Source organism: Kitasatospora sp. NPDC001683, from assembly GCF_053596495.1.
The window spans coordinates 33974-59557 of sequence record NZ_JBSFGK010000051.1 but is presented as its reverse complement, the minus strand read 5'-3'; the positions used below and the strand labels follow the sequence as shown (position 1 = coordinate 59557).

General features: G+C 72.2%; 25 protein-coding genes and 1 pseudogene. 16 read left to right on the top strand and 10 right to left on the bottom strand.

Annotated features, from left to right (window positions below; genetic code table 11):
- Nucleotides 1–175: 175 nt before the first annotated feature.
- The 3 genes from ACWCYO_RS25520 (at nt 176) to ACWCYO_RS25510 (ending at nt 1576) form a co-directional block, all read left to right on the top strand.
- Entirely contained in the window at nt 176–583 is a 408-nt protein-coding gene (locus ACWCYO_RS25520; RefSeq protein ID WP_270146122.1) for a helix-turn-helix domain-containing protein, read from the top strand.
- 2 nt (nt 584–585) lie between these two features.
- On the top strand, nt 586–1080 hold the full coding sequence (locus tag ACWCYO_RS25515) for a hypothetical protein (protein WP_270146124.1): 495 nt from the start codon (nt 586–588) through the stop codon (nt 1078–1080).
- A 145-nt stretch (nt 1081–1225) separates the two neighbouring features.
- A complete protein-coding gene (locus ACWCYO_RS25510; RefSeq protein WP_270146126.1) occupies nt 1226–1576 on the top strand; it encodes a DUF2516 family protein in 351 nt (116 codons plus the stop codon).
- Between the two features lie 121 nt (nt 1577–1697).
- Here the strand turns inward: ACWCYO_RS25510 and ACWCYO_RS25505 are convergent, their stop codons facing one another.
- Nucleotides 1698–3215 carry a PP2C family protein-serine/threonine phosphatase gene (locus ACWCYO_RS25505; protein WP_449785506.1) on the bottom strand — a complete coding sequence of 506 codons (1518 nt, stop codon included), beginning with the start codon at nt 3213–3215 and terminating at the stop codon, nt 1698–1700.
- A 230-nt stretch (nt 3216–3445) separates the two neighbouring features.
- Between ACWCYO_RS25505 and ACWCYO_RS25500 the strand changes: the two genes are divergently transcribed.
- The gene (locus tag ACWCYO_RS25500) at nt 3446–4015 is read left to right on the top strand and encodes an O-acetyl-ADP-ribose deacetylase (RefSeq protein WP_449785505.1); all 570 of its coding nucleotides are present in this window, start codon (nt 3446–3448) and stop codon (nt 4013–4015) included.
- 105 nt (nt 4016–4120) lie between these two features.
- On the opposite strand, the gene ACWCYO_RS25495 is transcribed toward ACWCYO_RS25500, so the two are convergent.
- The gene (locus ACWCYO_RS25495; RefSeq protein ID WP_449785504.1) at nt 4121–4954 is read right to left on the bottom strand and encodes a class I SAM-dependent methyltransferase; all 834 of its coding nucleotides are present in this window, start codon (nt 4952–4954) and stop codon (nt 4121–4123) included.
- Nucleotides 4955–5181: 227 nt separating this feature from the next.
- Here ACWCYO_RS25495 and mshA point away from each other — a divergent pair, with 227 nt between their 5' ends.
- Nucleotides 5182–6549 (top strand): D-inositol-3-phosphate glycosyltransferase, encoded by a 1368-nt coding sequence (gene mshA / locus ACWCYO_RS25490; RefSeq protein ID WP_270146134.1) that lies wholly within the window; start codon nt 5182–5184, stop codon nt 6547–6549.
- 56 nt (nt 6550–6605) lie between these two features.
- The gene (locus ACWCYO_RS25485) at nt 6606–7118 is read left to right on the top strand and encodes a type III secretion system chaperone family protein (protein WP_270146136.1); all 513 of its coding nucleotides are present in this window, start codon (nt 6606–6608) and stop codon (nt 7116–7118) included.
- Between the two features lie 38 nt (nt 7119–7156).
- On the opposite strand, the gene ACWCYO_RS25480 is transcribed toward ACWCYO_RS25485, so the two are convergent.
- Complete coding sequence (locus ACWCYO_RS25480; RefSeq protein ID WP_449785503.1) at nt 7157–8452, bottom strand: MDR family MFS transporter; 1296 nt, start codon at nt 8450–8452, stop codon at nt 7157–7159.
- Nucleotides 8453–8602: 150 nt separating this feature from the next.
- Here ACWCYO_RS25480 and ACWCYO_RS25475 point away from each other — a divergent pair, with 150 nt between their 5' ends.
- Nucleotides 8603–9361, top strand: a complete 759-nt coding sequence (locus ACWCYO_RS25475) for a phosphoglyceromutase (protein WP_270146139.1) — start codon at nt 8603–8605, stop codon at nt 9359–9361.
- A gap of 81 nt (nt 9362–9442) precedes the next feature.
- Here the strand turns inward: ACWCYO_RS25475 and ACWCYO_RS25470 are convergent, their stop codons facing one another.
- The 4 genes from ACWCYO_RS25470 to ACWCYO_RS25455 form a co-directional block, all read right to left on the bottom strand.
- On the bottom strand, nt 9443–10681 hold the full coding sequence (locus ACWCYO_RS25470) for a tyrosine-type recombinase/integrase (RefSeq protein ID WP_449785502.1): 1239 nt from the start codon (nt 10679–10681) through the stop codon (nt 9443–9445).
- A gap of 202 nt (nt 10682–10883) precedes the next feature.
- Complete coding sequence (locus tag ACWCYO_RS25465) at nt 10884–11114, bottom strand: helix-turn-helix domain-containing protein (protein WP_449785501.1); 231 nt, start codon at nt 11112–11114, stop codon at nt 10884–10886.
- Nucleotides 11115–11991: 877 nt separating this feature from the next.
- Nucleotides 11992–13620 (bottom strand): ATP-binding protein, encoded by a 1629-nt coding sequence (locus ACWCYO_RS25460; RefSeq protein WP_449785500.1) that lies wholly within the window; start codon nt 13618–13620, stop codon nt 11992–11994.
- Nucleotides 13621–14361: 741 nt separating this feature from the next.
- Complete coding sequence (locus ACWCYO_RS25455) at nt 14362–14793, bottom strand: hypothetical protein (protein ID WP_449785499.1); 432 nt, start codon at nt 14791–14793, stop codon at nt 14362–14364.
- 224 nt (nt 14794–15017) lie between these two features.
- On the opposite strand from ACWCYO_RS25455, the gene ACWCYO_RS25450 reads away from it, so the two are divergent.
- The 3 genes and pseudogenes from ACWCYO_RS25450 to ACWCYO_RS25440 all read left to right on the top strand — a co-directional run.
- Nucleotides 15018–15863: a sigma-70 family RNA polymerase sigma factor gene (locus ACWCYO_RS25450; protein ID WP_449785498.1), complete on the top strand. Its 846-nt coding sequence runs from the start codon at nt 15018–15020 to the stop codon at nt 15861–15863.
- 3 nt (nt 15864–15866) lie between these two features.
- Nucleotides 15867–16676 (top strand): hypothetical protein, encoded by an 810-nt coding sequence (locus ACWCYO_RS25445; RefSeq protein ID WP_449785497.1) that lies wholly within the window; start codon nt 15867–15869, stop codon nt 16674–16676.
- A gap of 993 nt (nt 16677–17669) precedes the next feature.
- A pseudogene (locus ACWCYO_RS25440) lies at nt 17670–18185 on the top strand (lytic polysaccharide monooxygenase); the annotation flags it as partial.
- Between the two features lie 85 nt (nt 18186–18270).
- On the opposite strand, the gene ACWCYO_RS25435 reads toward ACWCYO_RS25440, so the two are convergent.
- A complete protein-coding gene (locus ACWCYO_RS25435) occupies nt 18271–18450 on the bottom strand; it encodes a hypothetical protein (protein WP_030288526.1) in 180 nt (59 codons plus the stop codon).
- Between the two features lie 198 nt (nt 18451–18648).
- A complete protein-coding gene (gene phoU, locus ACWCYO_RS25430; RefSeq protein ID WP_270146142.1) occupies nt 18649–19338 on the bottom strand; it encodes a phosphate signaling complex protein PhoU in 690 nt (229 codons plus the stop codon).
- A 305-nt stretch (nt 19339–19643) separates the two neighbouring features.
- Here phoU and ACWCYO_RS25425 point away from each other — a divergent pair, with 305 nt between their 5' ends.
- Both ACWCYO_RS25425 and ACWCYO_RS25420 read left to right on the top strand, forming a co-directional pair.
- Complete coding sequence (locus tag ACWCYO_RS25425; protein WP_449785496.1) at nt 19644–21095, top strand: sensor histidine kinase; 1452 nt, start codon at nt 19644–19646, stop codon at nt 21093–21095.
- A gap of 2 nt (nt 21096–21097) precedes the next feature.
- A complete protein-coding gene (locus tag ACWCYO_RS25420) occupies nt 21098–21793 on the top strand; it encodes a response regulator transcription factor (protein ID WP_030061050.1) in 696 nt (231 codons plus the stop codon).
- 79 nt (nt 21794–21872) lie between these two features.
- Here ACWCYO_RS25420 and ACWCYO_RS25415 read toward each other — a convergent pair whose 3' ends face one another.
- Nucleotides 21873–22598: a DUF461 domain-containing protein gene (locus ACWCYO_RS25415; RefSeq protein WP_449785495.1), complete on the bottom strand. Its 726-nt coding sequence runs from the start codon at nt 22596–22598 to the stop codon at nt 21873–21875.
- A 427-nt stretch (nt 22599–23025) separates the two neighbouring features.
- On the opposite strand from ACWCYO_RS25415, the gene ACWCYO_RS25410 reads away from it, so the two are divergent.
- From ACWCYO_RS25410 to ACWCYO_RS25395, 4 genes are all read left to right on the top strand, one after another.
- On the top strand, nt 23026–23508 hold the full coding sequence (locus tag ACWCYO_RS25410) for a CarD family transcriptional regulator (protein WP_030244332.1): 483 nt from the start codon (nt 23026–23028) through the stop codon (nt 23506–23508).
- A gap of 291 nt (nt 23509–23799) precedes the next feature.
- Nucleotides 23800–24522: a 2-C-methyl-D-erythritol 4-phosphate cytidylyltransferase gene (ispD, locus tag ACWCYO_RS25405; protein WP_449785494.1), complete on the top strand. Its 723-nt coding sequence runs from the start codon at nt 23800–23802 to the stop codon at nt 24520–24522.
- Nucleotides 24512–25003 (top strand): 2-C-methyl-D-erythritol 2,4-cyclodiphosphate synthase, encoded by a 492-nt coding sequence (ispF, locus tag ACWCYO_RS25400; RefSeq protein WP_270146150.1) that lies wholly within the window; start codon nt 24512–24514, stop codon nt 25001–25003. Before ispD ends, ispF begins: the two co-directional genes overlap by 11 nt.
- A 146-nt stretch (nt 25004–25149) precedes the next feature.
- The gene (locus ACWCYO_RS25395; RefSeq protein WP_270146152.1) at nt 25150–25545 is read left to right on the top strand and encodes a PPOX class F420-dependent oxidoreductase; all 396 of its coding nucleotides are present in this window, start codon (nt 25150–25152) and stop codon (nt 25543–25545) included.
- Nucleotides 25546–25584 lie beyond the last annotated feature (39 nt).

Below are 25584 nucleotides of genomic sequence, written 5' to 3'. Positions count from 1 at the left end.
ACCCCACCCACAGAGTCGGCAGTCGGAAAATCATCCAGCCCCCGGAGCGGCCACCCCCGGAACCGCCCCGGCCACCCACCCTCCCGAGAGCCCCCCACCCCACAGAACCCCCCACCCGTTTGCCTCCCGCTAGCGCCTGCTTGCAATTGCAAGCGCCCTGCTGCACGCTGTCTCCATGGCCTCACTGAACGTCGGCTCGCTGGGCGAGTACATCCGCGAGCAGCGCCGCAACGCGCAGTACTCACTGCGCCAGCTGGCGGAGGCCGCCGGCGTGTCCAACCCCTACCTCAGCCAGATCGAGCGAGGGTTGCGCAAGCCGAGCGCGGAGATCCTGCAGCAGATCGCCAAGGCGCTGCGGATCTCGGCGGAGACGCTGTACGTCCAGGCCGGGATCCTGGAGGAGCGGCGGGGTGAGGGCCTGGAGCTGCGGGCCTCGATCCTGGCCGATCCGCTGATCAACGAGCAGCAGAAGCAGGCGCTGCTCGCGGTCTACGACGCTTTCCTCAAGGAGAACGCCGCTTCGGCCTCCACCCCGACGACCGACGGCGCGGCCACCCAGCACACCCACCGGGAGGACCGGTAACCATGCCGATCACCGACGAGATCAAGAAGACCCTCACCGACCCGACCCCGCTGTACGCCCTGGCCGGTGCCGGGGACCTCGCGTACGAGAAACTGCGCGAGGTGCCGGGCCGGGTCGAGGCGCTGGCGGCGGACCGCCAGGGCGCACAGGAGAAGGCGACCGCCAGGCTGCACGAGGCGCAGGAGTTGCTGGCCGGGGCACCGGCCAAGGTCTCCGAGGCCGTCAGCGCCTTCCCCGCCGACCTCAAGGTCCTGCAGGAGCGGGCCCAGGACTTCGCCCTGCAGCAGGTGGCCCGCGCGCTCGAGCTGGCCGTCCGGGCCAAGGAGACGTACGACGAGCTGGCCGAGCGCGGCAAGGTCGTGGTGGAGAAGGCCCGCCCCCAGCAGGCCCCGGCCGCCGCACCCGCCGTCGAGGCCGAACCGGCGGACGACGCCGACGCCCGCGCGCCGAAGAAGTCCGCCAAGGCCCGGAGGAGCAGCCCCGAACTCTCGGAGTGACCGCGTGACCGCGTGACCGCGTGACCGTGCCCGCGCCGCCGGGGCACATCCGGTGACGGCGGGACGTTCACACCGTGCGGGCGGCCGCCGTGCCAGGATGAGCGGCGGCCGGGGCGCAGCAACCCGAGAGACGTAGGAGATCGCGATGACCGGAGTGTTCCAGATCCTGGCCTTTTCCTACCTGAACCCGTTCTGGTGGCTGGCCGTCGCCATCCTGGGCTACAAGTTCTTCGCGCTGGTCGACGCGGCCACCCGCCGGGAGGACGCCTACCGGGCGGCGGACAAGAAGACCAAGGGGTTCTGGGTGGCGGTCCTCGGGATCAGCTTCGGCTGGGACCTGCTGTTCGGGGCGAACTTCCTCGGCAGCATCGGCACCCTGGCCGGCCTGGTCGCCTCGATCGTCTACGTGGTGGACGTCCGCCCCGCGATCCGGGCCCTGACCGGCGGCAGCGGTCGGGGCGGGCGGAGCAACACCGGCCCGTACGGCCCCTGGTAGGCCACGGCCGGTCGGACGGACGACGCCGCAGCCCGGGCGGGGAGTTCTCCCCGCCCGGGCTGCGGCGTTCCGGCAACTCGGCTCGGCCGAGGAGCTCGGCCGAGGAGCTCGGCCGAGGAGCTCAGCCGAGCAGCAGTTGCACCGGGTTGCGCTCCAGCAGCAGCACCGCGACGTCGTCGGTCAGCGCGCCGCCGTTCAGCTCCTCGACCTCCGCGATCGCGCTGTCGACCAGCCGGCCCCGGGTGAGCCCGGCGGCCTGGTGGTCGGCGATCAGGTCGGCGAGCCCGTCCTGGCCGAGGCGGCGCGACCCGGCCCCGACCCGGCCCTCGATCAGCCCGTCGGTGTAGAGCAACAGTCGCCAGCCGGGCTGGAGTTCGACCTCGTGGGCGGGCCAGGCGGCCTGTCCGTCGTGGCAGGGCAGCAGGCCGAGCGCGGGTCCCGCGAGCTCGGAGGGCAGGGTGACCGGGGTGTGGTCGCGTCCGAGCAGCAGCGGCGCCGGGTGTCCGGCGAGGTAGAGCCGGGCCTTCTCGCAGGTGCCGAGCGAGTCGAGGTCGGTGACGGCGGCGCCGGGTTCGATGACGAGCATGCAGAGCGTCGCGAAGATCTCGTCGCTGCGCCGTTCGTGCTCCAGCACGTGCTGGAGGGTGGTGAGCAGGGTCTCGCCGGTGAGGCCGGCGAAGACCAGGGTGCGCCAAGCTATCCGGAGCGCGACGCCGAGCGCGGCCTCGTCGGGGCCGTGGCCGCAGACGTCGCCGATCACGACGTGGACGGTGCCGTCCTCGGTGCGCACGGCGTCGTAGAAGTCGCCGCCGAGCAGGGCGCGGCGGCGGCCGGGGCGGTAGCGCCGGGTGAAGGAGAGCCCGGCGCCGTCCAGCAGCGGGGTGGGCAGCAGGTGGCGCTGCAGGCGGGCGTTCTCCTGGCCGCGCAACTCGGCCTCGACCAGGCGGCGCTGGGACTCGTCGGCGCGCTTGCGCTCGACGGCGTAGCGCAGCGCGCGGGCCAGCAGCGGGCCGTCCGTCTCGTGCTTGAGCAGGAAGTCCTGGGCGCCGGCGGCGACGGCGGCCGCGCCGAGTTCGGCCCCGGCGGCGTCGGTGAGCACCACCACGGGGATGTGCGGGGCGCGGCGGAGCAGCTCGTGCAGGCCCTCCAGGCCGTCCGAGGCCTCGGACGGGTGCGGCAGGTCGGCCGGGGAGGCCAGGTCGAGCAGCACGCAGCCGAACTCGGTGCCGCGGGCGCGTCCGCGCCGGGTGGCGAAGGAGGACTGGGCGAGCAGCTGGGTGGCCTGCTCGAGGCCGCGGGCCCAGTGGATCTCGATCGAGGTGCCGCTGTCGGCGACCGCCGCCTTGATCAGCTGGGCGTCCGAGGCGTCGTCCTCGATGACCAGCAGCCGCAGCGGCGCGCCGCCGCCGTCGGGCCCGTCGCCGGCCGGCGGAACGCTTCCCGCCTCGGTGACGTGCGACGGGTGGTGGGTGCCGTGCGCGGTCCGGACCGGCTGCGAGCGGGGGTGGGGTATCGGGGGAGTGGCCGTGGCCGGGCCGGTCGTCGCCGGGCGCTTACGGGCATGGCCGACGGGGGCGCCGTCATGGGCGCCCGGCAGGTCCGCGGCACCAGGTGCCCGCCCGTCTCCCGTTGCGGGCATCGGTGGTTCCTCCCTTTCCCCGACTGCGTAACGGCCGGCGTCCGTCCGCAGTGCCCGCCTGGCACCGCGCGTCGGGGAACTTCTCGCGACCATAACGTGATCTCCGGGGATTTCTCTGGCCGACCGGCGCCGTTGTGGTTATTGCCACGCCGGTGGCGGGGTGGTGATCGGATTCGGACGACGGCTCGGATCCCGGCCCGGCGGCTGCCGGGCGGGCCCGGGGAAGGGGGTTGGTGGTGAGGACACGGATCACCCTGGTCGAGGGTGACATCACGGAACAGCAGGTGGACGCGGTGGTGAACGCCGCCAACTCGTCGCTGCTGGGCGGCGGCGGGGTGGACGGTGCGATCCACCGCCGGGGCGGGCCGCGGATCCTGGAGGAGTGCCGCCGGCTGCGGGCCTCGCACTGGGGCAAGGGGCTGCCCGTCGGGCGGGCGGTGGCGACCACGGCCGGGCGGCTGCCGGCCCGGTGGGTGGTGCACACCGTCGGGCCGGTGTACCTGGCGGAGGAGTACGAGGGGCGGGCTGAGCTGCTGGCCTCCTGCTATCGAGAGTCGCTGCGCACGGCGGCCGAGTTGGGCGCGCGCACGGTGGCCTTCCCGGCCGTGTCGGCCGGGATCTACGGCTGGCCGCCGGCCGACGCGGCCCGGATCGCGCTCGGCACCGTCGCCGGGGTGCTGGGCGGCGGTGACGCGCGGGCGGGCGCGGAGCTGGCGGAGGTGCGGTTCGTGCTGTTCGGGACGGAGATGTACGGGGTTTTCGAACGGGCCCGGAGGGAGCTGCTCGGGCCGGAGGGCTGACGCTCCCATCGTGACGTGACGAGGCGTCAACACGCCAGAGATATTCGATAACTCGTTCGAGTGAGGATGTCGGGAAGCTCACCAGCACGGCGACGCCGGACGGCGCTACGGCGCGAGCGCCGTCCAGGGCAGCGTGACCTCGCCCTGCCGCCACCGCCCCCGCGCGTCCACCAGCGGCCAGCTGCCCGCCAGCGCCGTGCACGCCGCCACCCACCGCTGCCGCGCCCCGAACGCCCCGTACGGCGCGGCCGCTGCCCAGGCCCGGTCGAAGTCGGTCAGGAAGGTGTGCACCGGCCGCCCCGGCACGTTGTGGTGGATCAGCGCCTTCGGCAGCCGTTCGGCCAGGTCGGAGGGCTGGCCCAGGCCGCCCAGCCGGGCCGCGAAGGTCACCGTCCGGGGCCCTTCCGGCCCGAGCGCGACCCAGACGTGCCGCCGCCCGATCTCGTCGCAGGTGCCCTCGACCAGCAGCCCGTCCGGGGCGAGCCGGGCGCACAGCCGTTCCCACACCGCGGCCACCGCCGACTCGTCGTACTGCCGCAGCACGTTGGCCGCCCGGATCAGCTGGGCCGGCGCGCCGCCGTCCAGCGGCACCTCGAAGCCGCCGCGCCGGAAGGTGAGCAGCGGCGGCTCGGCGTACGGCAGCGCGGCCGCGACCCGCTCCGGCTCGATCTCGATCCCGACCACCCGGACGTCCGGCCGTACCGTGCGCAGCCGTCCGGCCAGTTCCACGGCCGTCCACGGCGCCGCGCCGTAGCCGAGGTCGACCGCCACCGGCGGCCGCTCGGCGGCGCGCAGCGCCCGGCCCAGGGTGTGGGCGATCCAGCGGTCCATCCGGCGCAGCCGGTTGGTGTTGGTGGTGCCCCGGGTGACCGTCCCCACCGGCCGTCCGGTCCGTCCGCGGGCGGGCGCGGCGGTCGCGGGGTCGAAGGAGGCAGCCATGCCCAGAAGGGTAGTCGGCGTCCGTGGACCGGGTCGGCCAGCGCCCTGACCTGGGCGGATGCCGGCCCGGCCGACCGATCGCCGGGACCGGGAATGCCGGGCGACCGTCGAGTGGTTGGCACACTGGTGGTGATGTGTGCCCGGACGGGGCAGCGCACACCGGACATGCGGCGGCCCGTTCACGCGGACCCGCCGAGACGGGCCGCACACGAGGAGGCTTCAGCCAGGTGATCCAGCACCCCGTCCGTTCGGTACGCCGTGCCCAGTCCGCCACGCCCGCGCGGGGCCGGTTCCAGTCGCTCGTCCCGGGCCGGCGCCGCCCGCGCCGGATAGCCATGCTCAGCGTGCACACCTCGCCGCTGCACCAGCCCGGCACCGGGGACGCGGGCGGGATGAACGTCTACATCGTCGAGCTGGCCAAGCGCCTGGCCGAGCTCAACATCGAGGTCGAGGTGTTCACCCGGGCGATCTGCTCGGACGACGCGCCGACCGTCGAGCTGGCCCCGGGCGTGCTGGTCCGGCACGTCACCGCCGGGCCGTACGAGGGCCTGGTCAAGGAGGACCTGCCGGCCCAGCTGTGCGCCTTCACCCACGGGGTGCTGCGGACGGAGGCGGGCCACCGCCCCGGCCACTACGACCTGGTGCACTCGCACTACTGGCTCTCCGGGCAGGTCGGCTGGCTGGCCGCGCAGCGCTGGGGCGTGCCGCTGGTGCACACCATGCACACCATGGCGAAGGTCAAGAACGCCGCGCTGGCCGAGGGTGACACGCCCGAGCCCGCGGCCCGGGTGATCGGTGAGACCCAGGTGGTCGAGGCGGCCGACCGGCTGATCGCCAACACCACCGAGGAGGCCGCCGAGCTGGCGCTGCACTACGCCGCCCGGCCGGAGCAGCTGGCCGTCGTCCACCCCGGCGTCAACCTGGACGTCTTCCGCCCCGGCGGCCCGCGCACCGCGGCCGACGCCCGGGCCCGGCTGGGCCTGCCGCAGGACGCCGCGGTGCTGCTGTTCGCCGGGCGGATCCAGCCGCTGAAGGCGCCGGACGTGCTGCTGCGGGCGGTCGCCGCGCTGCTGGAGCGCCGCCCGGAGCTGCGCGAGCGCCTGGTGGTGCCGGTGGTCGGCGGGCCGTCCGGCACCGGGCTGGCCCGGCCGGAGAGCCTGCACAAGCTCGCCGCCCAGCTGGGCATCGGCGACGTGGTGCGCTTCCACCCGCCGGTCGGCCAGACCCGGCTGGCGGACTGGTACCGCGCGGCGACGGCCCTGGTGATGCCCTCGTACAGCGAGTCCTTCGGCCTGGTGGCGCTGGAGGCCCAGGCCTGCGGCACCCCGGTGGTGGCGGCCGCGGTCGGCGGCCTGCCGGTCGCGGTGCGGGACGGCGAGTCCGGCACCCTGGTGCCCGGCCACGACCCGCTGGAGTGGTCGCACGCGCTGGAGCCCTACGTCACCGACCCGGCGCTGGTGGCGCGGCGCGGCGCGGCGGCGGCCCGGCACGCGGCCGCCTTCGGCTGGGACACCGCCGCGGCGACCACCGCCGAGGTGTACGCCGGCAGCCTGGCCCGCCCGGCCGGCCGGCTGGCCGGGGCCCTGCGCCGCTGACTCCGGTGCGAGACCTCGGCTGCGCTCTTCGGGTACTGCCGAGTAACGTCACCCCCATGGCAATCCGCACCAAGGACGAGGCCCTGACCCTCCTGCGCACCGCCCTGGACGACGCCGGAGTGTCCTGGGAGCCGGCCGCCGCCGACCCGTACACGCTGGTGGCGACCCTCCCGGGCACCCGCAAGCTGAACACCGCCTGCGCCCTGCGGGTCGGCGACCACACCCTGTCGGTGAACGCCTTCGTGATCCGCCGTCCGGACGAGAACCACGAGGCCGTCTACCGCTGGCTGCTGGAGCGCAACACCCGCCTCTACGGCGTCGCGTACGCGATCGACGCGCTCGGCGACGTCTACCTGGCCGGCCGCCTGCCGCTGGAGTCACTCACCCCGGACGCCGTCGACCGGCTGCTCGGCACGGTGCTGGAGAACGCCGACGAGCCCTTCAACACCCTGCTGGAACTGGGCTTCGCCTCGGCGATCCGGCGCGAGTGGGAGTGGCGCACCAAGCGCGGGGAGTCCACCCGCAACCTGGCCGCCTTCGCCCACCTGGCCGCCCCGGCCGCCGACTGACCCGACCTGAGCACCCGGGCCGGCGCGGCCCCGGGTGCTCAGGCGCCCGCCGGAGCCTTCTCGGCCTCCGCCGTCGGCGCCACCCCGGTCGCCGCGTCCGCCCCGGCCGTCGTCCGAGCGCGGCGGGCCACCGCCACGTGACCGAGCGCCGCCACCGTGCCGCAGATCCCGCAGCCGACCCACAGCACCCCGGCGCCGGCGTGCTGCAGCACCACGCCGCCGACCCCCGGGCCGAGGAACATGGCGAGCGACCAGGAGAGCGAGTAGACGCCCTGGTAGCGGCCGCGTCCGTGGGTCGGTGACAGTTCGGCGACCAGGCCCATCGTGGTCGGCGCGTTCAGGATCTCGCCGACCGTCCAGACCGCCACCGAGAGCGCGAACAGCCAGGCCGAGGAGCCGGCGAGCGCCGCCAGCCCGAAGCCCCATCCGGCGAGCAGGCAGCTGGCGATCAGCAGTCCGGTCCGGGAGCGGCCTTCCATCCAACGGGTCAGCGGGATCTGCAGCACCACGATGAGCAGCCCGTTCAGGCCGATGACCACTCCGTACTCGGTGGCGGTGATGCCCGAGGCGCCCATGTCGACGGGCAGGGTGGTGCTGCTCTGCTGGAAGACCAGGGCGAGCAGCAGGTTGAGTCCGACCACCGCCATGAACCGGCCGTCGCGGAACACCGTGCCGAGGCCGATCGTGGGTCCGCCGTCGGCCTTCGCGTTCGCGAGCGGCTGCGCCGGCTTGGTCTCCGGGATCCGGATGAAGATCACCACCGCGCAGACCAGCGTGGAGAGCGCGTCCAGCAGGAAGAGCGTGAGGTAGCCCTGGGTCGCGATCACCCCGGCCACCGCGGCGGAGACACCGAAGCCGATGTTGATCGCCCAGAAGTTCAGCGAGTACGCCCGGACCCGGTCCTCGGCCGGTACGAGGTCGGCGATGATCGCCGAGGTGGCCGGTCGGGTGGCGTTGTTGCACAGGCCGACCAGGAAGGCCACCACGGCGATCGCCACCTGGCCGTCCACGAAGCCGAGCACGGCGGTGGCCGCCGCGGTGCCGAGCTGGGCGGCGACCAGCGTGGGCCGGCGCCCGATCCGGTCGGCCAGCACGCCCGCGCCGACCGCCGCGATCGTCGAGCCGAGACCGAAGAGGGAGGCCACCAGGCCCGCGTAGGAGGCCGAGTACCCCCGCTCGGTGGTCAGGTACAAGGACAGGAAGGTGATCACGAAGGCGCCGAGCTTGTTCACCAGGGTGCTCACCCAGAGCCACCAGAACTGCCGCGGCAACCCGCCCACCGTCTCGCGCACCAGTCTTCGGATCCGGGAATCGGCGGCCAGGGTTACGAGCATGTGGGGGCTCCCGAGGGCAGGCGTCCGCTGAGCGGCGCGGGCAGGCCCGGTCAGCCGACGTGGGTAAGTGGCAGATAACCGCGGCACAGATTACCCAGCCGCCCATGGCCCCCACCAGGGGTTTTCCGGCCCTCCACTAAGCTGGGGGCCATGGCTGACACGACGTACCGACTCATCCTGCTCCGCCACGGCGAGAGCCAGTGGAACCAGAAGAACCTGTTCACCGGTTGGGTCGACGTCGACCTCAACGAGAAGGGCGAGAAGGAGGCCGCCCGCGGTGGCGAGCTCCTGGCCGCCGAGGGCCTGTTCCCCGACGTGGTGCACACCTCGCTGCTGCGCCGCGCCATCCGCACCTCGCAGATCGCCCTGGACAAGGCCGACCGCCACTGGATCCCGGTCAGCCGCAGCTGGCGCCTGAACGAGCGGCACTACGGCGCGCTGCAGGGCAAGGACAAGGCCCAGACCCTGGCCGAGTTCGGCGAGGAGCAGTTCCAGCTGTGGCGCCGCTCCTACGACACCCCGCCGCCGGTGCTGGCCGACGACGCCGAGTACTCGCAGGCCGGTGACGCCCGCTACGCCGACATCCCGAGCGAGCTGCGCCCGCGCACCGAGTGCCTGAAGGACGTCGTCGAGCGGATGCTCCCGTACTGGTACGACGCCATCGTCCCGGACCTGGCCGCCGGCAAGACCGTGCTGGTCACCGCCCACGGCAACAGCCTGCGCGCGCTGGTCAAGCACCTCGACGGCATCTCCGACGCGGACATCGCCGGCCTGAACATCCCGACCGGCATCCCGCTGGTCTACGAGCTCGACGCCGACTTCAAGCCGGTCGCCAAGGGCGGCCGCTACCTCGACGCGGAGGCCGCCGCGGCCGCCATCGAGGCGGTCAAGAACCAGGGCAAGAAGTAACCCACCTGGCGAAACGGCCCCCCACCTGCGCGTTTGGCGCTGGTGAGGGGCCGTCGTCATTCCCGGGCCGCCTGTGGGCCGTCAGCCTTCGTGATCTTGGGGCTTGAAGACCCCTTCGATCGCCTTCCGGGCCCGGTGCCGGCTGTCCGGCATCAAGTGGGCGTACACCCGGAGCGTCAGCCCCGGATCGGCGTGGCCCAGGTACTCGCTCACCGCCTTGATGCTCTCCCCGGCGTCCAGCAGGACCGACGCGAAGAAGTGCCGGAGCGCGTGCATACCGTGCTCCCGGGCGGACGCGTACGACTCGCCCTTGCCGGGCGTCGGGATGACTCCGGCGGCGGCCAGCGCGGGTTTCCAGTGGTCTTCGTTCAGCATGCCGCGCCAGACGATCGACTCGGACAGGCTGGTGAAGATCAGGCGCTTCGTGACCGGCGGTCCACCGACCTTCATCCACGGCAACGTGATTTCCACCGGTGGGAACCGCTTCATGTGGGCCTTGAGCGCGTCGGCCACCGGCGCCGGGAGCGGCACGCTCCGCAGCGTCCCGCCCTTCGGCGGCGCGAACACCGGCTTGCTCCGGCTCAGCTTGAGCTGCTGGGTGACGTGCATCGTGGTCGCGTCGAAGTCGAGCGCATCCACGGCCAGGCCCAGGATCTCGCCCTGCCGAAGCCCGCAGCCGGCGCCGACGTCGACCGTCGCCCGGTACCGCTCGGTCATCGCCTCCCGGACGGCGAAGACCCGCTCCGGCTCCCACGGGACGACCCTCCGAGAGCCGACGACCGGCGGGCGCACGGTCTGTGCGGCGCACGGGTTCCGGAGCAGAATACCGTCGTCCACGGCCGCGCTCAGCACCGCCCGCACGTTGGAGAAGATGACCCGGGCGTACGACCCGGACATGCCGGAGGTCTCCAGCTCGGCCACGAACTCCCGGATGTGGCTGGGCTGGAACGACACGACCGGCCGGGCCCCGATCCGCGGGAAGGCGTGCCGCCGCAGCTGCGACTGCATCGAAGCCTGCGTGTTCGGGTCGCTGGTCTGACTCCTCAGCCAGTGTTCGGCGAACTCCTGGAACGTGGTCTTCGCCGTCGTCGGGTCGAGGTACTGGCCGCGCGACATGTCGGCCTCGATCCGGGCCAGCCACTCCTCCGCCTGCCGCTTCTGCCGGTCGGGGAAGCTCTTGCTCTTCTCGGTGCCGTCCGGGGCGACGTAGCGGGCCCGGTAGCGCTTGCCAGTGCCGTAGCGGTCGGCGCGGACCCGGCGGGGCTTGCCGTCCGGGCCGGTCGCGGTCTTGTACCAGCGGTCTTGGATGTGTCCGGCCATGAGGCCGCTCCTAGGGGTTGAAGCGTGGACGTGATGGAGGGGGTGTCAGGCCGGGCGCGGGAGGGGTGTCAGAGGCGTCAGAAATGGGTGTCAGACGCGTCAGACACCCCTCGCACGCACGCGTTACCTGGGGAAAACGGCCCTTTCGGCGTCACGGCCGTCTGACGCGTCAGGGCCGTCAGAAAGAGGGCTGGGCGGTGGTTCAGGCTGCCTGGTGGGTCTGGTCGGCGACCCACTGGGCGACGGCTTCGGGGTGGTAGCGGAGGTGCCGGCCGACGCGGAAGGCGGGCGGGCCTGTGCGCTTGCGGCGCCACTGGTACACGGTCTCCAGCGGGACGCCGAACATCGCAGCGATGTCCTCGGGGGTGAGGAAGCGGGTGGGCAGGGCGACGACGCTGGGTCGGGGGTCGTCCGAGGTGCGGCGGGTGGCCATGGGCCTCTCCTGCGGTGGTCGGGTTGGCGGGTGTCAGGCCAGGCGGGCCGGGGTGTCAGCGGCCGATGTCAGGCGGTGTCAGAGGCCGCCTGACACCGCGTTTGCCTAGGGGTTTGGGTGTCAGGGCTGTCAGGTGTCAGGGGTGTCAGGCCCGATGCCGGGGAAGACCCTGAGCCGGCGGGATATCCGGGGGCTCAGGGGCGAGAGCGGGCGCCCGTGATGCTTCACGGTTTCTCACGCTGAGCGATCTCCCACCCACCCCCCACCCGGTGGGAGAACGTCCTCCCGACCCTCTGAGCGGGTGGGAAGGGTCTTTCTCGGGTGGGGGGTGGGTGGGGGGAGACTACGAACAGTTACGGGAATCGGTGGTGCGTTTTGCTCGGCGGCCGGGTGCGGTGAGCTGTCGGACAGCAAGAGGAGCACCCCCCTCGCGGGCGCCGGTGCTCTTCTTGCCTGTCTGGGCGCGGCCCGGCGGGCGTCTGGCGCGGCTTGAAGAGGCCACCCGCCCGCCCTGGGGTGGGGTGGCTTCTTCTGGTCCGGCCGCGCCGTGGTGGGGAGCGTGCTCGGGGCGTCGTGGTCGCCGGTGGGGTGTCGAGGCCTCTGGACGGTCGGGCGGTCGGTGCGGCGGGTGTGCGGGGCATCGGGGGCCTCCGATGGGTCGGGTTCGGTGGTCGGTTCGGAGAGTTGGTGCGGTGCAGCGTCCGCAGTGCCCGCAGCGTCCGCAGGTGCGCTATCCGCACTGGTCGGGCGGGGTGTGGGGGGTGTGGACGCTGGCGGGGGTGCAGCGTCCGCACTCGGGGTGCCAGCGTCCGCAGCACGGGTGGTTGCGGACGCTTGACGGGCCTTTGCGGACGCTGCGCGGACGCTGGCGGGTCAGTTAGTGTCCGGGAAGTTCCTGCTGGTCAGGGGGCCTGCGCACGGACGGCCAGGACACTGCGGGCACTGCGGACGCTGCGTTCACCGAACTCTCCGGATCGGCCAGGGAGATTGTGATGAGGCGGCGGCGGTGGCGGTCGGCTGAGCGCTGAGTGTCGTCGACCAGGACGCCGACCGTGCGCAGGACCGGGGCGAGGCGCTTGAGCTGCCCGCTGGCGCGGGTGGCGTCCTTGGGCCACTTCGGGTGGAAGGTCTCACCGGTGAGGGACAGGCGGGCGAGGAGTTCCCCGGCGGTGCCGCTCCAGTGACCGGCGTCGTCCACCAGGGCCAGGACGGCCGAGCCGAACGGGTCGCCCTCCAGGGCGTCGGCGTTGGTGTTCGCGGAGGCGGCCAGGTAGGCATCTAGGGTGGTCCACCCCCGGATCTGGTCGAGGGCGGCCAGTACGCGGGCGAAGTCGGCCATGCGCGGCAGGCTGTCCAGCCGGATCATCGGCAGCAGGGCCAGGGCTTCGGCAAGCAGGTCGAGTAGGGCGGCCAGGATCGCGGGGCGGTGCTCGGCGAACGCGGCGTCCAACTCCTGCTCGGTGCGGCGCTGGGAGGGGTCGATGAGCTGGAGGTCCAGGGTCATCAGCCGCTCGGCCAGGTCACCGGCCAGGGCCCCGGCGTCGATGGTGGTCATGGCCAGCACCCGGCGGAAGGTGAGGACGACGACGTCGTCGTCGGTGTACAGGGCGCGGTCCACGATGCCGTCGCCGGTCACGGCCTTGCACAGGGTGTCGGACAGCCAGGGCGGGATGGTGGAGACGTTGTCCAGGCACAGCGCCCAGGAGTTGAACGCCTGGGTGGCCCACGCCTTGATGTCCCGGGGCTGGGAGCGCTTGGTGGCCGGGGAGGGGTCGATCAGGTTCACCACGGTCTGTGCGGCTTTGGACTTGCCGGTGCCCTGCTCGCCCTTGAAGGTCAGGATCGGGTGCGGGATGTGCGGGATCCACGCGGCGACCAGCCAGCCGACGAGCTGGCGGAAGGCGGTGTCGTCCATGTTCACCAGGGAGCGCAGCCGGTCCAGGCCGGTGGCGGCCTGGTCGCGGTCGGGGGTGGGCATGACGGCCATGGCGCCGGAGCGGCGGAAGTAGACCGGGGAGCGGTCGGCCAGCAGCCAGGAGCCGGGCGTGATGATGACGCACCGGCCATCGGCGGTGCCCAGGTCCAGCACGATGCGCTCCGGTCCGCCGGCCACCCGCAGGTGGACCGGGACCGGGTCGGTGGCGGCGGCCTGTCCCTCCAGCACGGTCATCGCGTCGGCCAGGGAGCCCTGGGAGGGCACGGAGCCGCCGTTGGCGTCGGTGTAGGCGCGGGCCAGGGCCGAGCGCAGACCGGCCTTTCCCCGCAGCGGCAGCACGATCCTCGGCCCGTCCAGGGCGACGGCGTAGGGGCGGCCGTCCTCGGACACGATGAAGTCGTAGCGGGCGCGGGCCAGGGCGACGAGCTGGGTGGCCTGGTTCGGCTTGCCATCGTCGGCGGACACGGCGGCGCGGGCGACCGGCCGGGCGGGCCTGGTGTCGGCTGGGCGGGTCTCGCTGCGGGGATTGGTTGGTGGAGCGGTCGGAGTTGGTCGGGTCGTCTCGGGCACCGTTGGTGTCCTTCCGTCGTGTCGTCAGTCGAGTGGAGAAGTCGGGCGGGCCGGGGCCGACCGCGCGTCCTACCGCTGCCCCTTAAGAGCGCTTCTCCTTGGGGGAGTTGGCGGTGCTTGCGCGCGCACGCTCGCCCTCGATCCGCCAAGGAGAAGCGCTCTTAAGGAGGGGTGTTCACCGGCGGTCGGTCGGGTGCTCACCGGCGCTCACGGCCGGGCTTGAAGAGGCCACCGCCGCGCCTGAAACGGCTGCGGGGCGGGTGCCGCCAGGCCGGTGGCGGGGCTGGAGAAGCGCTTCTCCGGCCCCGGGTGTTCACCGGCCCTGAGTCGAGCGCTCACCGGTGTTCACCGGCTCTGACCAGGAGGTTCAGGTCCACGGCCGGAGGTTTCAGCCGCACCCCGGGCCATTTCAGGGACGGCCCCAGGTGTTTCAGCCCCGGTCAGTGAGCGGGGTGTGAGCGGCGGTGAACACCCCGGTGGTCACCGGTGAACACCCTCCTGGACCGGCCGCCGTTTCAGGCGCGGGGGTGGCCTCTTCAAGCCCGCTCGCCCCGGCTTCAAGGGCGCCCGGTGAGCGGCCCGTGAGCGGAGGTGAACACTGGTGAGCGTTCACCTGTCCCGGCCGCCGTTTCAGGTCCACCGGCGGCCGTTTCAGGTCCGGTCTTCCGGGGTTTCAGGGGCGCCCGGTGAGCGGCCCGTGAGCGCAGGTGAGCACCGGTGAGCGTCCACCCGCACAAGGCGTCAGGCGGCGGCCGGGGCCAGCAGCGACAGGACCGGCGCGGCCGGGGTCGGCGGGTGCGGGGCGGTCATGCCGAACGTGCGGGTGACGGCCTCGGCCACCAGCTTGGTGTAGGTGTAGAAGGGCCGACGCGGGTGCGACAGCGCGGCGCGGGCCAGCTCGGAGTACTCCTCGATCTGGGACGCGTCGGAGTCCACGATCGTGAACCGCAGGGCCTCGGCCAGTTCGTCGGAGTGCTGGAGGTCCGAGGCAGTGAGCATCATCGCCGGGTGGAAGGCCAGCAGGCCCACCAGGTCGTAGAACCGCAGCGACAGCGACACCCGCACCGAGAGGCGGGCCTCGGTCTCGCCCGGGTCCGCCTCGCCGAACAGCGAGACGTTCTCCTGGACCGCGTCGACAGTCAGGGACGGCTGAGTGGTGAGCGAAGCGTGCATGATGGAACTCCCTTCACCGGGGCACGAAGCGGCGTACTGACTTGGCGGTTGGGGCGCCGCTTCGCTGCGTTTGGGCAGGTCAGAGAAGTGCTAAGCCCTTCCCCCGTGCTGCTTAGGGGGGCTTTCGCTCTCTCGCGATACCCAAGGTAGGCAGAGGCTGCCTGTGCGTCAAGCCCCTCTAGCGGTACGCTTGCTTCGCCCCCCTAAGCGGTGAAGGGATCACGATGCACGAGGAGCTTGAGCAGGTGGCCAACGTGGCCGTCCCGATCGAACGGGCCAAGGCGGCGATTGCCCTGATGGCCGACTACCAGAACCGGGTGGTCGAGCTGTCCCGCGTCCGCCGGGAAGCCATCGAAGAGGCGTCGGCGGCGGGCATGTCGCAGACCGAAATCGCTGCTCTGCTCGGTGTAAGCCGCGGGCGTGTCGGTCAGCTCGCGTCCGCCGGCCCCGCCCCCGAGCGGGCGTTCTTCGGGTTGGGGCCGATGACCGTGGCGGTCGGAGGCAAGTACGAGGCCGGGAAGTCCCTGGAGGAGAACCCAAGCGAGGTTGTGACCAGGGAAGACCTGAGCAACTACGAGCACCTGCGCAAGCTGTTCACGGGTCTCAAGCTCGACTCGGGCTACGAGGTGATCCCGCCGTCCGGCATCGTGAACCTCAACCGTGACCACCTGGTCGTCATCTGTGGTCCGCGGCTGTCCCCGATCGTGGCCCAGGTGCTCGAAGGTGACGACAACCTGCGGTTCCGCAAGGACGACGCCTGGCACCTGGTGGACCTGCACACCGACACCGAGTACCGCTCGCCGCTCGACGTGGATGGCACGGCCGGGGACGTCGGCTACCTCGCTCGGCTTCCCCGCCTCGACGGCAAGGGGACGTTCCTCTACGTCGCGGGCATCCACGCGATCGGCGCGAACGGAGTCGTGCACTACCTGGAGAACCACCTCGGAGAGCTGTACCGCGAGGTTCGGACGAAGCGTTTCTCCACGCTCATCTCCTGCCGTTACGACCCGAAGACCCTGGAAGTTCTGGAGAGCAGCAGGGTTACCCCGATCTACCGACACGAGGGCTGACAGATGCGCGTCTCCATCGCCACCGCTCCGGGCGGCGCAAACCCGAACGAGGACTGGGTGGCGGCCACGCCCACGCTCGCCATCGTCCTGGACGGCCTGAGCACGGCCGGGCTGGACACCGGCTGTCGGCACGGCGTCCCGTGGTACGTCTCCCAGCTCGGCGGCCACCTGGTGGCCGCACTGGCAGAGCCCGGCCGGCCGCTGGCCGACGGGCTGGCGGAAGCGCTGGAGCAGGTGGCGGCTCTCCACCCGGGATGCGACCTCGGCAACCCCGGCACGCCGTCCGCGACGGTCTCGATCCTGCGGGCTGGTGCCGACCGGTTCGACTACCTCGTTCTCGCGGACTCGCCCATCGTTTTCGAGCGGGCCGACGACTACCAGATGGTCACCGACCTGCGGGTGGACACCGTGGTGCCCGAACTCCGCGCCGAGACGGAACGGTTCGCCACGGGCACGCCGGAGCACACAGGGGCCGTTCGCAGGATGGTCGAGGCCCAGAGGCTCACCCGGAACACCCTGGACGGCTACTGGGTGGCGGCCTCCAACGGCGAAGCAGCGCGCCATGCGCTCACCGGCGCGGTGCCGCTGGCCGGAGTCCGAGCAGCGGCAGTTCTGTCCGATGGGGCCTCGCGACTCGTCACCGAGTACCGTGCCGCATCGTGGGCGGACGCCTTCGCGACGCTCCGCGAGACTGGTGCGCATGGTCTGATCTCGGCCGTACGAACGGCTGAGGTCAGTGACCCTGACGGACTTCGATGGCCGCGATACAAGGTCAGTGACGACGCTGCTGTGGCGTTCTGCCAGCTCTCGTAGCCAGGACGGGTACCTCTTGGGTCTGCTGCAAGGAGGCCTTCCGAGCACCGATCCTTCGAGAAGAACCCGAGCACTGATCCTTCGAGAAGAACCCGAGTACCGATCCGAGAAGAAGATGCTGGTCGAGGCGAAGTTGCGAGGAACGACGAGGAACTGCGAGGAACGAAGAGGAACTACAAGGAAGTGAGAGCGCTCGTTTCATGTGGTTCAGTTGATAGAGTTCTCTTGTTGCTTGCTAGCAAGCAACAAGATCTTGCCAGCGAGCAACGAAGCAAGTTGGTTCAAACTTCTTGATTGAAGTCTGGAAGTAGCGAACGGTTGCTTCACTAGCTTCTACAACAGAACGCCCGGACCTGGCGGCAACCAGACCCGGGCTCCTGTGTAGAGAGGTCGAGTGAGTCCGGCCGACTAAGCAACGGCCGGGCTTGCTCGCGCTAGCCCTGGGCGCTCGTCCGGTTCTGCTCTCGACCATGGGGGAGCGCTAGTTCAGCGCACCAGCTGCTCTACGCAGCTCGCGATAGCCGTCACCGCCGTGAGTGCCGCAATGATGATCTGCCCCCAAGAGGGCTGACTCTCCTGCTTCCTGGCAGGTGGCCGTCGCTTTCCCATGTTTGCCCAGCTCCTCGGGTTGAAGTGTCTCGCAATGCGAGAACCTCGGCCGCTCGCCGAGGCGCGCAAGACCGTTGGAGCTGAACATCGATCAGCATACCGGTTGAGAGCGTGCGTTAAGACGTTTGCGGCGGTGATTACCCTTGATTAAGGCATTGGCTTCGGGCGTATCCGACCGATGTGACGTCGGTGCCAGGGCTGCGGTCCAGGGGTTCGCGCCCCGGGCCGTCTGTGGGCCGTCCGGCGTCGATCAAGGGCGGCCAGCGATGACAACTGCCGACGCCTCAGCCCCAGGTCAGGGGCCGTTGATCAGGCCCGAAAAACAGACAGGCCAGACCCAGGGCAAGAAGTAAGCCCGAAGGTTCCAGGGCTCCGCACCCGGTTCGCCGGGGGCGGGGCCCTCGGCATTCAACCGGCCTGCGGTGCGGGCGAGCCGGGGTCCGGCGGTCGACTCCCGGCAGCGCCCAAAAACGGTGGAGCGTCGAGGGGCCGAAGGACTTCCCGGCCGCCGGGCCCGCCGACGGCACCACCTACGCGGGCGGCAACGCCCGCTTCGCCGGGCTGGACGACCCGCACGGCGGCGCGTGGCCGACCACTCCGGTGACGGCGGGCCAGCAGCTCACCTTCACCCGGAGGTTCACGGCCAGGCACGCGATCACCGCCTTCGAGTACCACCTGACCAAGCCGGGCTACGACGCCGCCCAGCCGATCACCCGGGACGGCCTCGACCCGACGCCCTTCCTGGTCGTCCCGTACGGCGGGGTGCAGGTGCTGCCGAGCACGCTCAGCCACACCGCGACCCTGCCGAGCAGGCGCACCGGGCACCAGGTGGTCGTCGCGGTCTGGACGATCGCCGACACCGGGAACGCCTCCTACTCCTGCACCGACGTGCGGTTCTGATCCCCCGACCACGGGACGGGGCGCCCCGGGGTGCACGGCGCTGCACCCCGGGGCGCCCCGGTGGGTCCGGTGACGGTGGGCTTCCTCAGTGACCGCCGCAGCAGCCGCCGTCCGCGCCGCCGCACTGGCAGGGCGCGCCGGACTGGCAGCCGCATCCGCAGCCCGGGCCGCAGCCACAGCCGGCCGCGAGGACGGGCAGCAGCTTCGGAGCGGGCGGCTCGACGGTGTCGTGGGCGGTTGCCGGTCGGGTCGGGTTGGCCTTCATCGAGCTCTTCCCTCCTAGTGACGGGCACACCACGGTGCCCCGTCCTCGAGTGAAGCCGCCGTTCGGCGGGAGCGTCAACGGGCGCGCAGTGGTGGGAAGTACGGGGAACCGTGCGCCCACACCACCGTCGCCGCAGGTTTACTCACCCCTGGAGGTGAGCCGCGGTCACTCCGCCCCCGCGGTCGCTCCGTCCTGCCGTCACTCCGCCCCCGCGGCCTCCGCCGCCTCGGTGGCGGCCACGAACTCGGCCACGTGCTCGCCCGTCACCAGGTACACCACGCGCTTGGCGACCGACACCGCGTGGTCCGCGAAGCGCTCGTAGTAGCGGCCGACCAGGGTGATGTCGACGGCGGTCTCGATGCCGTGGTGCCAGCGCTCGTCGATCAGGTGCGACAGCAGCTCGCGGTGCAGGGCGTCGATCCGGTCGTCGTCCTGCTCCATCTCCAGGGCCTTGTCGACGTCCTTGGTGGCGATCACCAGGCCCGCCTTGGCCACCAGGCGCTGGGCGAGCTGGCCCAGCTCCAGGACGGTGGACTGCAGGTCGGCGGGCACCGCCGACTCGGGGTAGCGCATCCGCGCGACCTTGGCGACGTGCCGGGCGAGGTCCCCGCAGCGCTCCAGGTCGGCGCTCATCCGCAGGGACGTGACCACGATGCGCAGGTCGGTGGCGACGGGCTGCTGGCGGGCGAGCAGGTCGATGGCGCGGTTCTCGAGATCGTGGTGGAGATCGTTGATCTTCTCGTCGGCGGCGATCACGCCCTCCGCCAGCGCCAGGTCCGCGTCGAGGAGGGCGGTGGTGGCCCGGCCCAGGGCCGAGCCGACCAGCCGGGCCATCTCGACCAGGCTGTCGCCGATCGCATCGAGTTCCTCGTGGTACGCGTCGCGCATGTTCTCTCCTCAGTAGCTGTGTCGGTGGCGGTGCCGACCGGTCAGCCCGTCCGACCATCGTTCCGCGTTCGGGCGACCGCTGCTGGTGGCGCGAATGGTACGCGCGCACCCGAGACCCCGGCGGCCGTTCGGCGCACCGATCTCTCCCACACGGGCTGCATGACCAACTCTGTGCCGTTCGGGCGACGAGGCACGGCCGCCCCGGTGAACCGGCAGCCACCTGGAGGTGAATTCTCGGCAACGCGCGGTCGATGCCTTGATCCAGCCCTTGGGGAGTGCCCAGGCCGTGCGCTTACGCTGGCCACATGGACGTGAACGTGGCCGCTGCCGCTGCCTGCGCCATAGCCGGGCTCGGCGTCGGCCTCACCGCCTCCATCGCCTTCCGCTGGAGCGAGCGCGAGCAGGCCAGGAGCAGGTACGCCGGCGGCAAGCACTACGGCCGGTACCAGCCGCTGGGCACCGGCACCCCGGAGCCCCCGCTGCCGCCGGGCGTCGACACCGTGCTCTCCGTGCTCCGCTCCTGCGCGATCGTGCTGGGCGAGGGCGACGAGGTGGTCAAGGCCAGCTCGGCGGCGTACGCGATGGGCTTGGTGCGCGGCGGCGCGGTCGCCGTGGACCAGATGCTCGCACTGGCCCGCGCCACCCGCCGGGACGGCGAGATCCGGCAGGTGGAACTGGAGGTGCCCCGCCCCGGCGCGGCCCGCGCGGCCGAGCCGCTAGCGGTCTCCGTCCGGGTCGCCCCGCTGGGCTCCCGGCTGGTGCTGGTGCTGGTCGAGGACCAGACCGAGCGCCGCCGGGTGGAAGCCGTCCGCCGGGACTTCGTGGCCAACGTCAGCCACGAGCTCAAGACCCCGGTCGGCGCCCTGTCGCTGCTCTCCGAGGCGGTCGCCGACGCGGCCGACGACCCGGAGGCGGTGCAGCGCTTCGCCGGCCGGATGCAGGTCGAGGCGACCCGCCTGGCCAGCCTGGTGCAGGAGATCATCGACCTCTCCCGGGTCCAGGACGACCGGCTGATGGTCGACCCGGAGCCGGTCGCGGTGGACGAACTGATCGCCGAGGCGATCGACCGCTGCCGCCAGCAGGCCGCCGCCAAGCAGATCCTGATCGCGGCCGGCGGCATCGCCGGGCTCTACCTGCACGGCAACCGCGGCCAGCTCGCCGCCGCGCTCGGCAACCTGGTGGAGAACGCCGTCAACTACAGCCCGCCCCGTACCCGGGTGGCCATCGCCACCCGCCGGATCTCCAGCGCCGCGGCGCTCGGCGAGGCGGACGGCGAGCTGATCGAGATCTCGGTCACCGACCAGGGCATCGGCATCTCCGAGAAGGACCGCGAGCGGGTCTTCGAGCGCTTCTACCGGGTCGACCCGGCCCGCTCCCGGCAGACCGGCGGCACCGGCCTCGGCCTGTCCATCGTCAAGCACGTCGCCGCCTCGCACGGCGGCACCGTCTCGGTGTGGAGCGTCGAGGGACAGGGTTCGACCTTCACCGTGCGCCTGCCCGCCGGCCAGGCGCCCGCCACCCACGACGACCCGGACGAGCGCGACCCGGACGAGCGCGACGACGACCTCGACGGCGACGCTTCCGACGACCGCGCACCCCGCGCACCCCGCGACGAGCCCGGTGCCGACACCGCCGGGCCCGCCACGGCACCCCGAACCCTCACCACGGACCGCACCGACCGTACGGCCCGTTCGCTCCCCGCCGGGGAGCGGCAAGTACCCCTGACAAAGACAACCCAGCTTGCCCCGGAGGCCTGATCGTGACCCGAGTACTGGTGGTCGAGGACGAGGAGTCGTTCAGTGACGCCCTCTCGTACATGCTCCGCAAGGAGGGCTTCGAGGTGGCCGTCGCCGCGACCGGCCCGGACGCCCTGGAGCAGTTCGAACGCAACGGCGCCGACCTCGTCCTGCTCGACCTGATGCTGCCGGGCCTGCCGGGCACCGAGGTCTGCCGCCAGCTCCGGGTGCGCTCCAACGTCCCGGTGATCATGGTGACCGCCAAGGACAGCGAGATCGACAAGGTCGTCGGGCTGGAGATAGGCGCCGACGACTACGTCACCAAGCCGTACTCCACCCGTGAGCTGGTCGCCCGGATCCGCGCGGTGCTGCGCCGCCGCGGCGAGGACGGCGGCGCGGGCGAGAACGGCGGCGGCCCGGGCGCCCTGGAAGCGGGCCCGGTCCGGATGGACGTGGACCGGCACGTGGTGACGGTGGACGGCGCCAAGGTCGACCTGCCGCTCAAGGAGTTCGACCTGCTGGAGATGCTGCTGCGCAACGCGGGCCGGGTGCTCACCCGCATGCAGCTGATCGACCGGGTCTGGGGTGCGGACTACGTCGGTGACACCAAGACCCTGGACGTCCACGTGAAGCGCCTGCGGGCCAAGATCGAGCCTGACCCGGGCGCGCCGCGCTACCTGGTCACCGTCCGCGGCCTCGGCTACAAGTTCGAGCCGTAAACCCGACGGCCCGCGATGGACGCGAAAGGCCCCCCTCCGGCAGTCGCCGGAGGGGGGCCGTCGCGTCGGTGCGCCCGCGTCAGTGGGCGGCCGGAGCGGTCGCCGTCGCGGTGGCACCGGCGACCGGGGCGCCCGGGACGGTGGCGCCGACCGACGGGGTGGCCGGGGTGGCCGGTGCGCCCGGGGTGGTGGCGCCGGCGGACGGGGTGGCCGGCGTGGCCGGGGTGGCCGGGGCGCTCGCGGCCGGGGAGGCGGCCTTGGTGGACGCGGAGGCGGCCGGGGTCGGGCCGTAGCCCTTGTACAGGCCGCGGCCGTTCTCGCCGGAGTCCGGGCTCACGCCGGCCTGGGCGTCGACCTTCTGGCCGTCCTTGAAGGCGAAGGTGGTGGTGGCGAAGCCGCCGATGTGGACGGAGGCCGAGCTGAAGGAGGCGGAGGGGTTGCCCTGGCCGCCGAGCATCACGGAGCCGCCGGCCGGCACGACGATGCTGGACTGCGGGGCGCCGGCGGCGTCCGCGAAGGTGGCGGTGGCGCTGCCGACGGTGATCGACTGCAGCTCCGCCGGGGTGCCGGCCGTGTTGGAGATGTTCACGACCAGGTTGGCGGGGCCCGTGTAGTCGCCCGAGGTGCCGACCCCGGTGACGATCACGATGTTGTTCAGTCGAAGGTTCGTCCCCAGGGTCGCCGCCGCGTTGTCCGGCTTGATCTGCAGGGTGTCCGGCGTGGTGCCGGCGGCGCAGGAGGACAGCGAGGCGATGGCGATGGCGGCGATGGCGGCGATGCTGCCGCGTCGAAGGCTGCGGCTCACGGCGGCGGCTTCTCCTAGGTCACGTGTCGACAGGTCAGGACTCAGATTATCGACCTCACTTATGCGCTCCTCACGGGGTGGTCCCCGTGTCGCACTCCCGGGGCCCGGCGGAGGCCGTCCGGCGGTACTGATGGCATGGCCGGGTCGGTGGGAGGACAAGCTTCGACCAAGATCGAATAACGATCGGGTCACGACGCGGAAAGTGGCGAAAGCTCAAGATCCAATCATGGTTGCGGGGGTGTTGCGCAAGGGTTTCGCCGGACGTCGGAACCGCCTCCGACCTGCGGGAAGCCGCTCTCGAACATCGGTCGCAGCACGTCATGGGGGTCCTTGTCAAGCCCCGAGACCGGCCCTGACCTGCGAAAACGCCCTTCGGGTGCGCCGCGAGGCGTGTTATTCTGGAAAGCCACGGAAGGGGTCCTGTCACATGACGTTCAAGGTTGGCGACACGGTGGTCTACCCCCATCACGGGGCCGCGCTGATCGAGGCCATCGAAATTCGCCAGATCAAAGGTGTGGACAAGACCTACCTGGTGCTCAAGGTGCAGCAGGGAGACCTGACGCTCCGCGTGCCCGCCGAGAACGCGGAGTTCGTCGGCGTGCGCGATGTGGTCGGCCAGGAGGGTCTGGACCGGGTCTTCGAGGTGCTCCGGGCACCGTACACCGAAGAGCCGACCAACTGGTCCCGTCGCTACAAGGCGAACCTGGAGAAGCTCGCCTCGGGCGACGTCATCAAGGTCGCCGAGGTGGTGCGCGACCTCTGGCGTCGTGAGCGCGAGCGCGGCCTCTCGGCCGGCGAGAAGCGGATGCTCGCGAAGGCGCGCCAGATCCTCGTCAGCGAGCTCGCGCTGGCGGAGAACACCAACGAGGACAAGGCGGAGACGCTGCTCGACGAGGTCCTCGCCTCGTAGTGCGGTCGGGCTGCCGCCCAACGCCCACAGCGCCCGGTGCCGGCGCGCCGCTCCCAGGACGGACCGTCCAGGGGTGGTGCAGTGGCACTCCGGGCGCTGAGGCGTGTCCGGACCACGCCCCCCGCCCGAGCCGGTCCAGGCTTGCAAGACCGTTTCTGCGCAGATGTGCGGCAGGCAGTGGACCAGTGGTTCTTCGGAAGGGGCCCCGCGCCCGCCGGGCACGCCAAGGCCATACCCACTTCGCCGAAGGAGTGAAACCTGAACGCCTCAGGAGCAGTCGCAGCAGCAGTGGTGCCCGCCGCCGGACGCGGTGAGCGGCTGGGGCCCGGCGCCCCGAAGGCCCTGCGGGAACTGGGTGGCGTGCCGCTCCTGGTGCACGCCGTACGGGCCCTCGCCCGCAGTCGGGCGGTCGGCCTGGTGGTGGTCGCCGCGCCCGCCGACGGGGTGGCCGAGGTGGTCGCCCTGCTGGACAGCCACGGGCTGGCCGGCAAGGACATCCGGGTGGTGGCCGGCGGCGCGACCCGCCAGGAGTCGGTCCGGCTCGGTCTGGCCGCGATCCCGGAGGAGGTCGAGATCGTCCTGGTGCACGACGCGGCCCGCCCGCTCGTGCCGGTCGAGGTGGTGGACGCCGTCGCGGCCGCCGTCCGGGCCGGGGCCCAGGCGGTGGTGCCCGCGGTGCCGCTGGCCGACACCGTGAAGCGGGTCGACCCCAACCCGGGCCGCCCCGAGCCGGTCATCGACACGCCCGAGCGGGCCACCCTGCGCGCGGTGCAGACCCCGCAGGGCTTCGACCGGGCCGCCCTGGTCGAGGTGCACGCCAAGGCGCTGGCCGAGGAGGCCGCCGGCGGCGCCGACGCCCCGCCCGTCACCGACGACGCCGGACTGGTGGAGCGCTACGGCGGCACGGTCGTCGTGGTGCCCGGCCACGAGGAGGCGTTCAAGGTCACCCGCCCGTTGGACCTCGTGCTCGCCGAGGCCGTACTCGCCCGCCGGAGGGCCGCCGATGACTACTGAGCCCCTGATCCCCCGGGTGGGGATCGGCACCGACGTGCACGCCTTCGAGGCTGGCCGCCCGCTCCGGGTGGCCGGACTGGATTGGCCGGACGCCGAGTTCGGGCTGGCCGGGCACTCGGACGCCGACGTCGCCGCCCACGCCTCCTGCGACGCGCTGTTCTCGGCCGCCGGGATCGGCGACCTGGGCGCCCACTTCGGCACCGACCGCCCGGAGTGGGCCGGCGCCTCCGGGGTGAAGCTGCTCGGCGAGGCGGCCCGGCTGGTGCGCGAGGCGGGCTTCGAGATCGGGAACATCGCGGTCCAGGTGATCGGCGTCCGGCCGAAGATCGGCAAGCGGCGGGCCGAGGCGCAGGCCGCGCTGTCCGAGGCGGCCGGTGCGCCGGTCTCGGTCTCCGGCACCACCACCGACGGCCTGGGCCTGACCGGCCGGGCCGAGGGGCTGGCCGCGATCGCCACCGCGGTGGTGTACCGGCGGCGTTGAGCCCGCGGGCTCGATCCTCCTGGAATAACCCAGGGCTGACGGGTGTTCACCGGGGGTCGCGGGGGCCCGGATCGATAGTGTTCGGTCCGGGCCCGCGCGGTCGTCCGGCCGGGCTCGTACCGCAGCCGATGAGAAGAGGGATCCCGATGAGTGCGCAACTCTCCGACAAGGCCAAGGCGTTGCTCGACGCGAAGAGCTTCGCCGTGATCTCCACGATCCAGCCCGACGGCAGCCCCCAGTCCTCGGTGGTCTGGGTCAAGCGGGACGGCGACGACATCCTGTTCTCCACCGTCCAGGGCCGCCGCAAGCACCTCAACCTGGTGAAGGACCCGCGGGTCTCGATCCTGATCAACCCGGCGGACAGCCCGTACGAGTACTTCGAGGCGCGCGGTTCGGTGACGATGACCACCGAGGGCGGCCGGGAGCTGATCAACGAGCTGGCCGCCAAGTACCGCGGCGTGGACGAGTACACCTGGGACGGTCCGGAGGACGTCCGGGTGGTCGTGCGGCTCTCGCCGCGCAAGGTGGTCGGCAGCATCTGACCGGCGCGGACGACCGGCGTTTCCCCGGGGCCGGGCCCG

Coding starts and splice junctions, on each gene's coding strand:
- ACWCYO_RS25520 (WP_270146122.1), top strand. CDS start 176: ATGGCCTCACTGAACGTCGGCTCGCTGGGCGAGTACATCCGCGAGCAG.
- ACWCYO_RS25515 (WP_270146124.1), top strand. CDS start 586: ATGCCGATCACCGACGAGATCAAGAAGACCCTCACCGACCCGACCCCG.
- ACWCYO_RS25510 (WP_270146126.1), top strand. CDS start 1,226: ATGACCGGAGTGTTCCAGATCCTGGCCTTTTCCTACCTGAACCCGTTC.
- ACWCYO_RS25505 (WP_449785506.1), bottom strand. CDS start 3,215: ATGCCCGCAACGGGAGACGGGCGGGCACCTGGTGCCGCGGACCTGCCG.
- ACWCYO_RS25495 (WP_449785504.1), bottom strand. CDS start 4,954: ATGGCTGCCTCCTTCGACCCCGCGACCGCCGCGCCCGCCCGCGGACGG.
- ACWCYO_RS25485 (WP_270146136.1), top strand. CDS start 6,606: ATGGCAATCCGCACCAAGGACGAGGCCCTGACCCTCCTGCGCACCGCC.
- ACWCYO_RS25480 (WP_449785503.1), bottom strand. CDS start 8,452: ATGCTCGTAACCCTGGCCGCCGATTCCCGGATCCGAAGACTGGTGCGC.
- ACWCYO_RS25475 (WP_270146139.1), top strand. CDS start 8,603: ATGGCTGACACGACGTACCGACTCATCCTGCTCCGCCACGGCGAGAGC.
- ACWCYO_RS25470 (WP_449785502.1), bottom strand. CDS start 10,681: ATGGCCGGACACATCCAAGACCGCTGGTACAAGACCGCGACCGGCCCG.
- ACWCYO_RS25465 (WP_449785501.1), bottom strand. CDS start 11,114: ATGGCCACCCGCCGCACCTCGGACGACCCCCGACCCAGCGTCGTCGCC.
- ACWCYO_RS25455 (WP_449785499.1), bottom strand. CDS start 14,793: ATGCACGCTTCGCTCACCACTCAGCCGTCCCTGACTGTCGACGCGGTC.
- ACWCYO_RS25450 (WP_449785498.1), top strand. CDS start 15,018: ATGCACGAGGAGCTTGAGCAGGTGGCCAACGTGGCCGTCCCGATCGAA.
- ACWCYO_RS25445 (WP_449785497.1), top strand. CDS start 15,867: ATGCGCGTCTCCATCGCCACCGCTCCGGGCGGCGCAAACCCGAACGAG.
- ACWCYO_RS25435 (WP_030288526.1), bottom strand. CDS start 18,450: ATGAAGGCCAACCCGACCCGACCGGCAACCGCCCACGACACCGTCGAG.
- phoU (WP_270146142.1), bottom strand. CDS start 19,338: ATGCGCGACGCGTACCACGAGGAACTCGATGCGATCGGCGACAGCCTG.
- ACWCYO_RS25425 (WP_449785496.1), top strand. CDS start 19,644: ATGGACGTGAACGTGGCCGCTGCCGCTGCCTGCGCCATAGCCGGGCTC.
- ACWCYO_RS25410 (WP_030244332.1), top strand. CDS start 23,026: ATGACGTTCAAGGTTGGCGACACGGTGGTCTACCCCCATCACGGGGCC.
- ispF (WP_270146150.1), top strand. CDS start 24,512: ATGACTACTGAGCCCCTGATCCCCCGGGTGGGGATCGGCACCGACGTG.
- ACWCYO_RS25395 (WP_270146152.1), top strand. CDS start 25,150: ATGAGTGCGCAACTCTCCGACAAGGCCAAGGCGTTGCTCGACGCGAAG.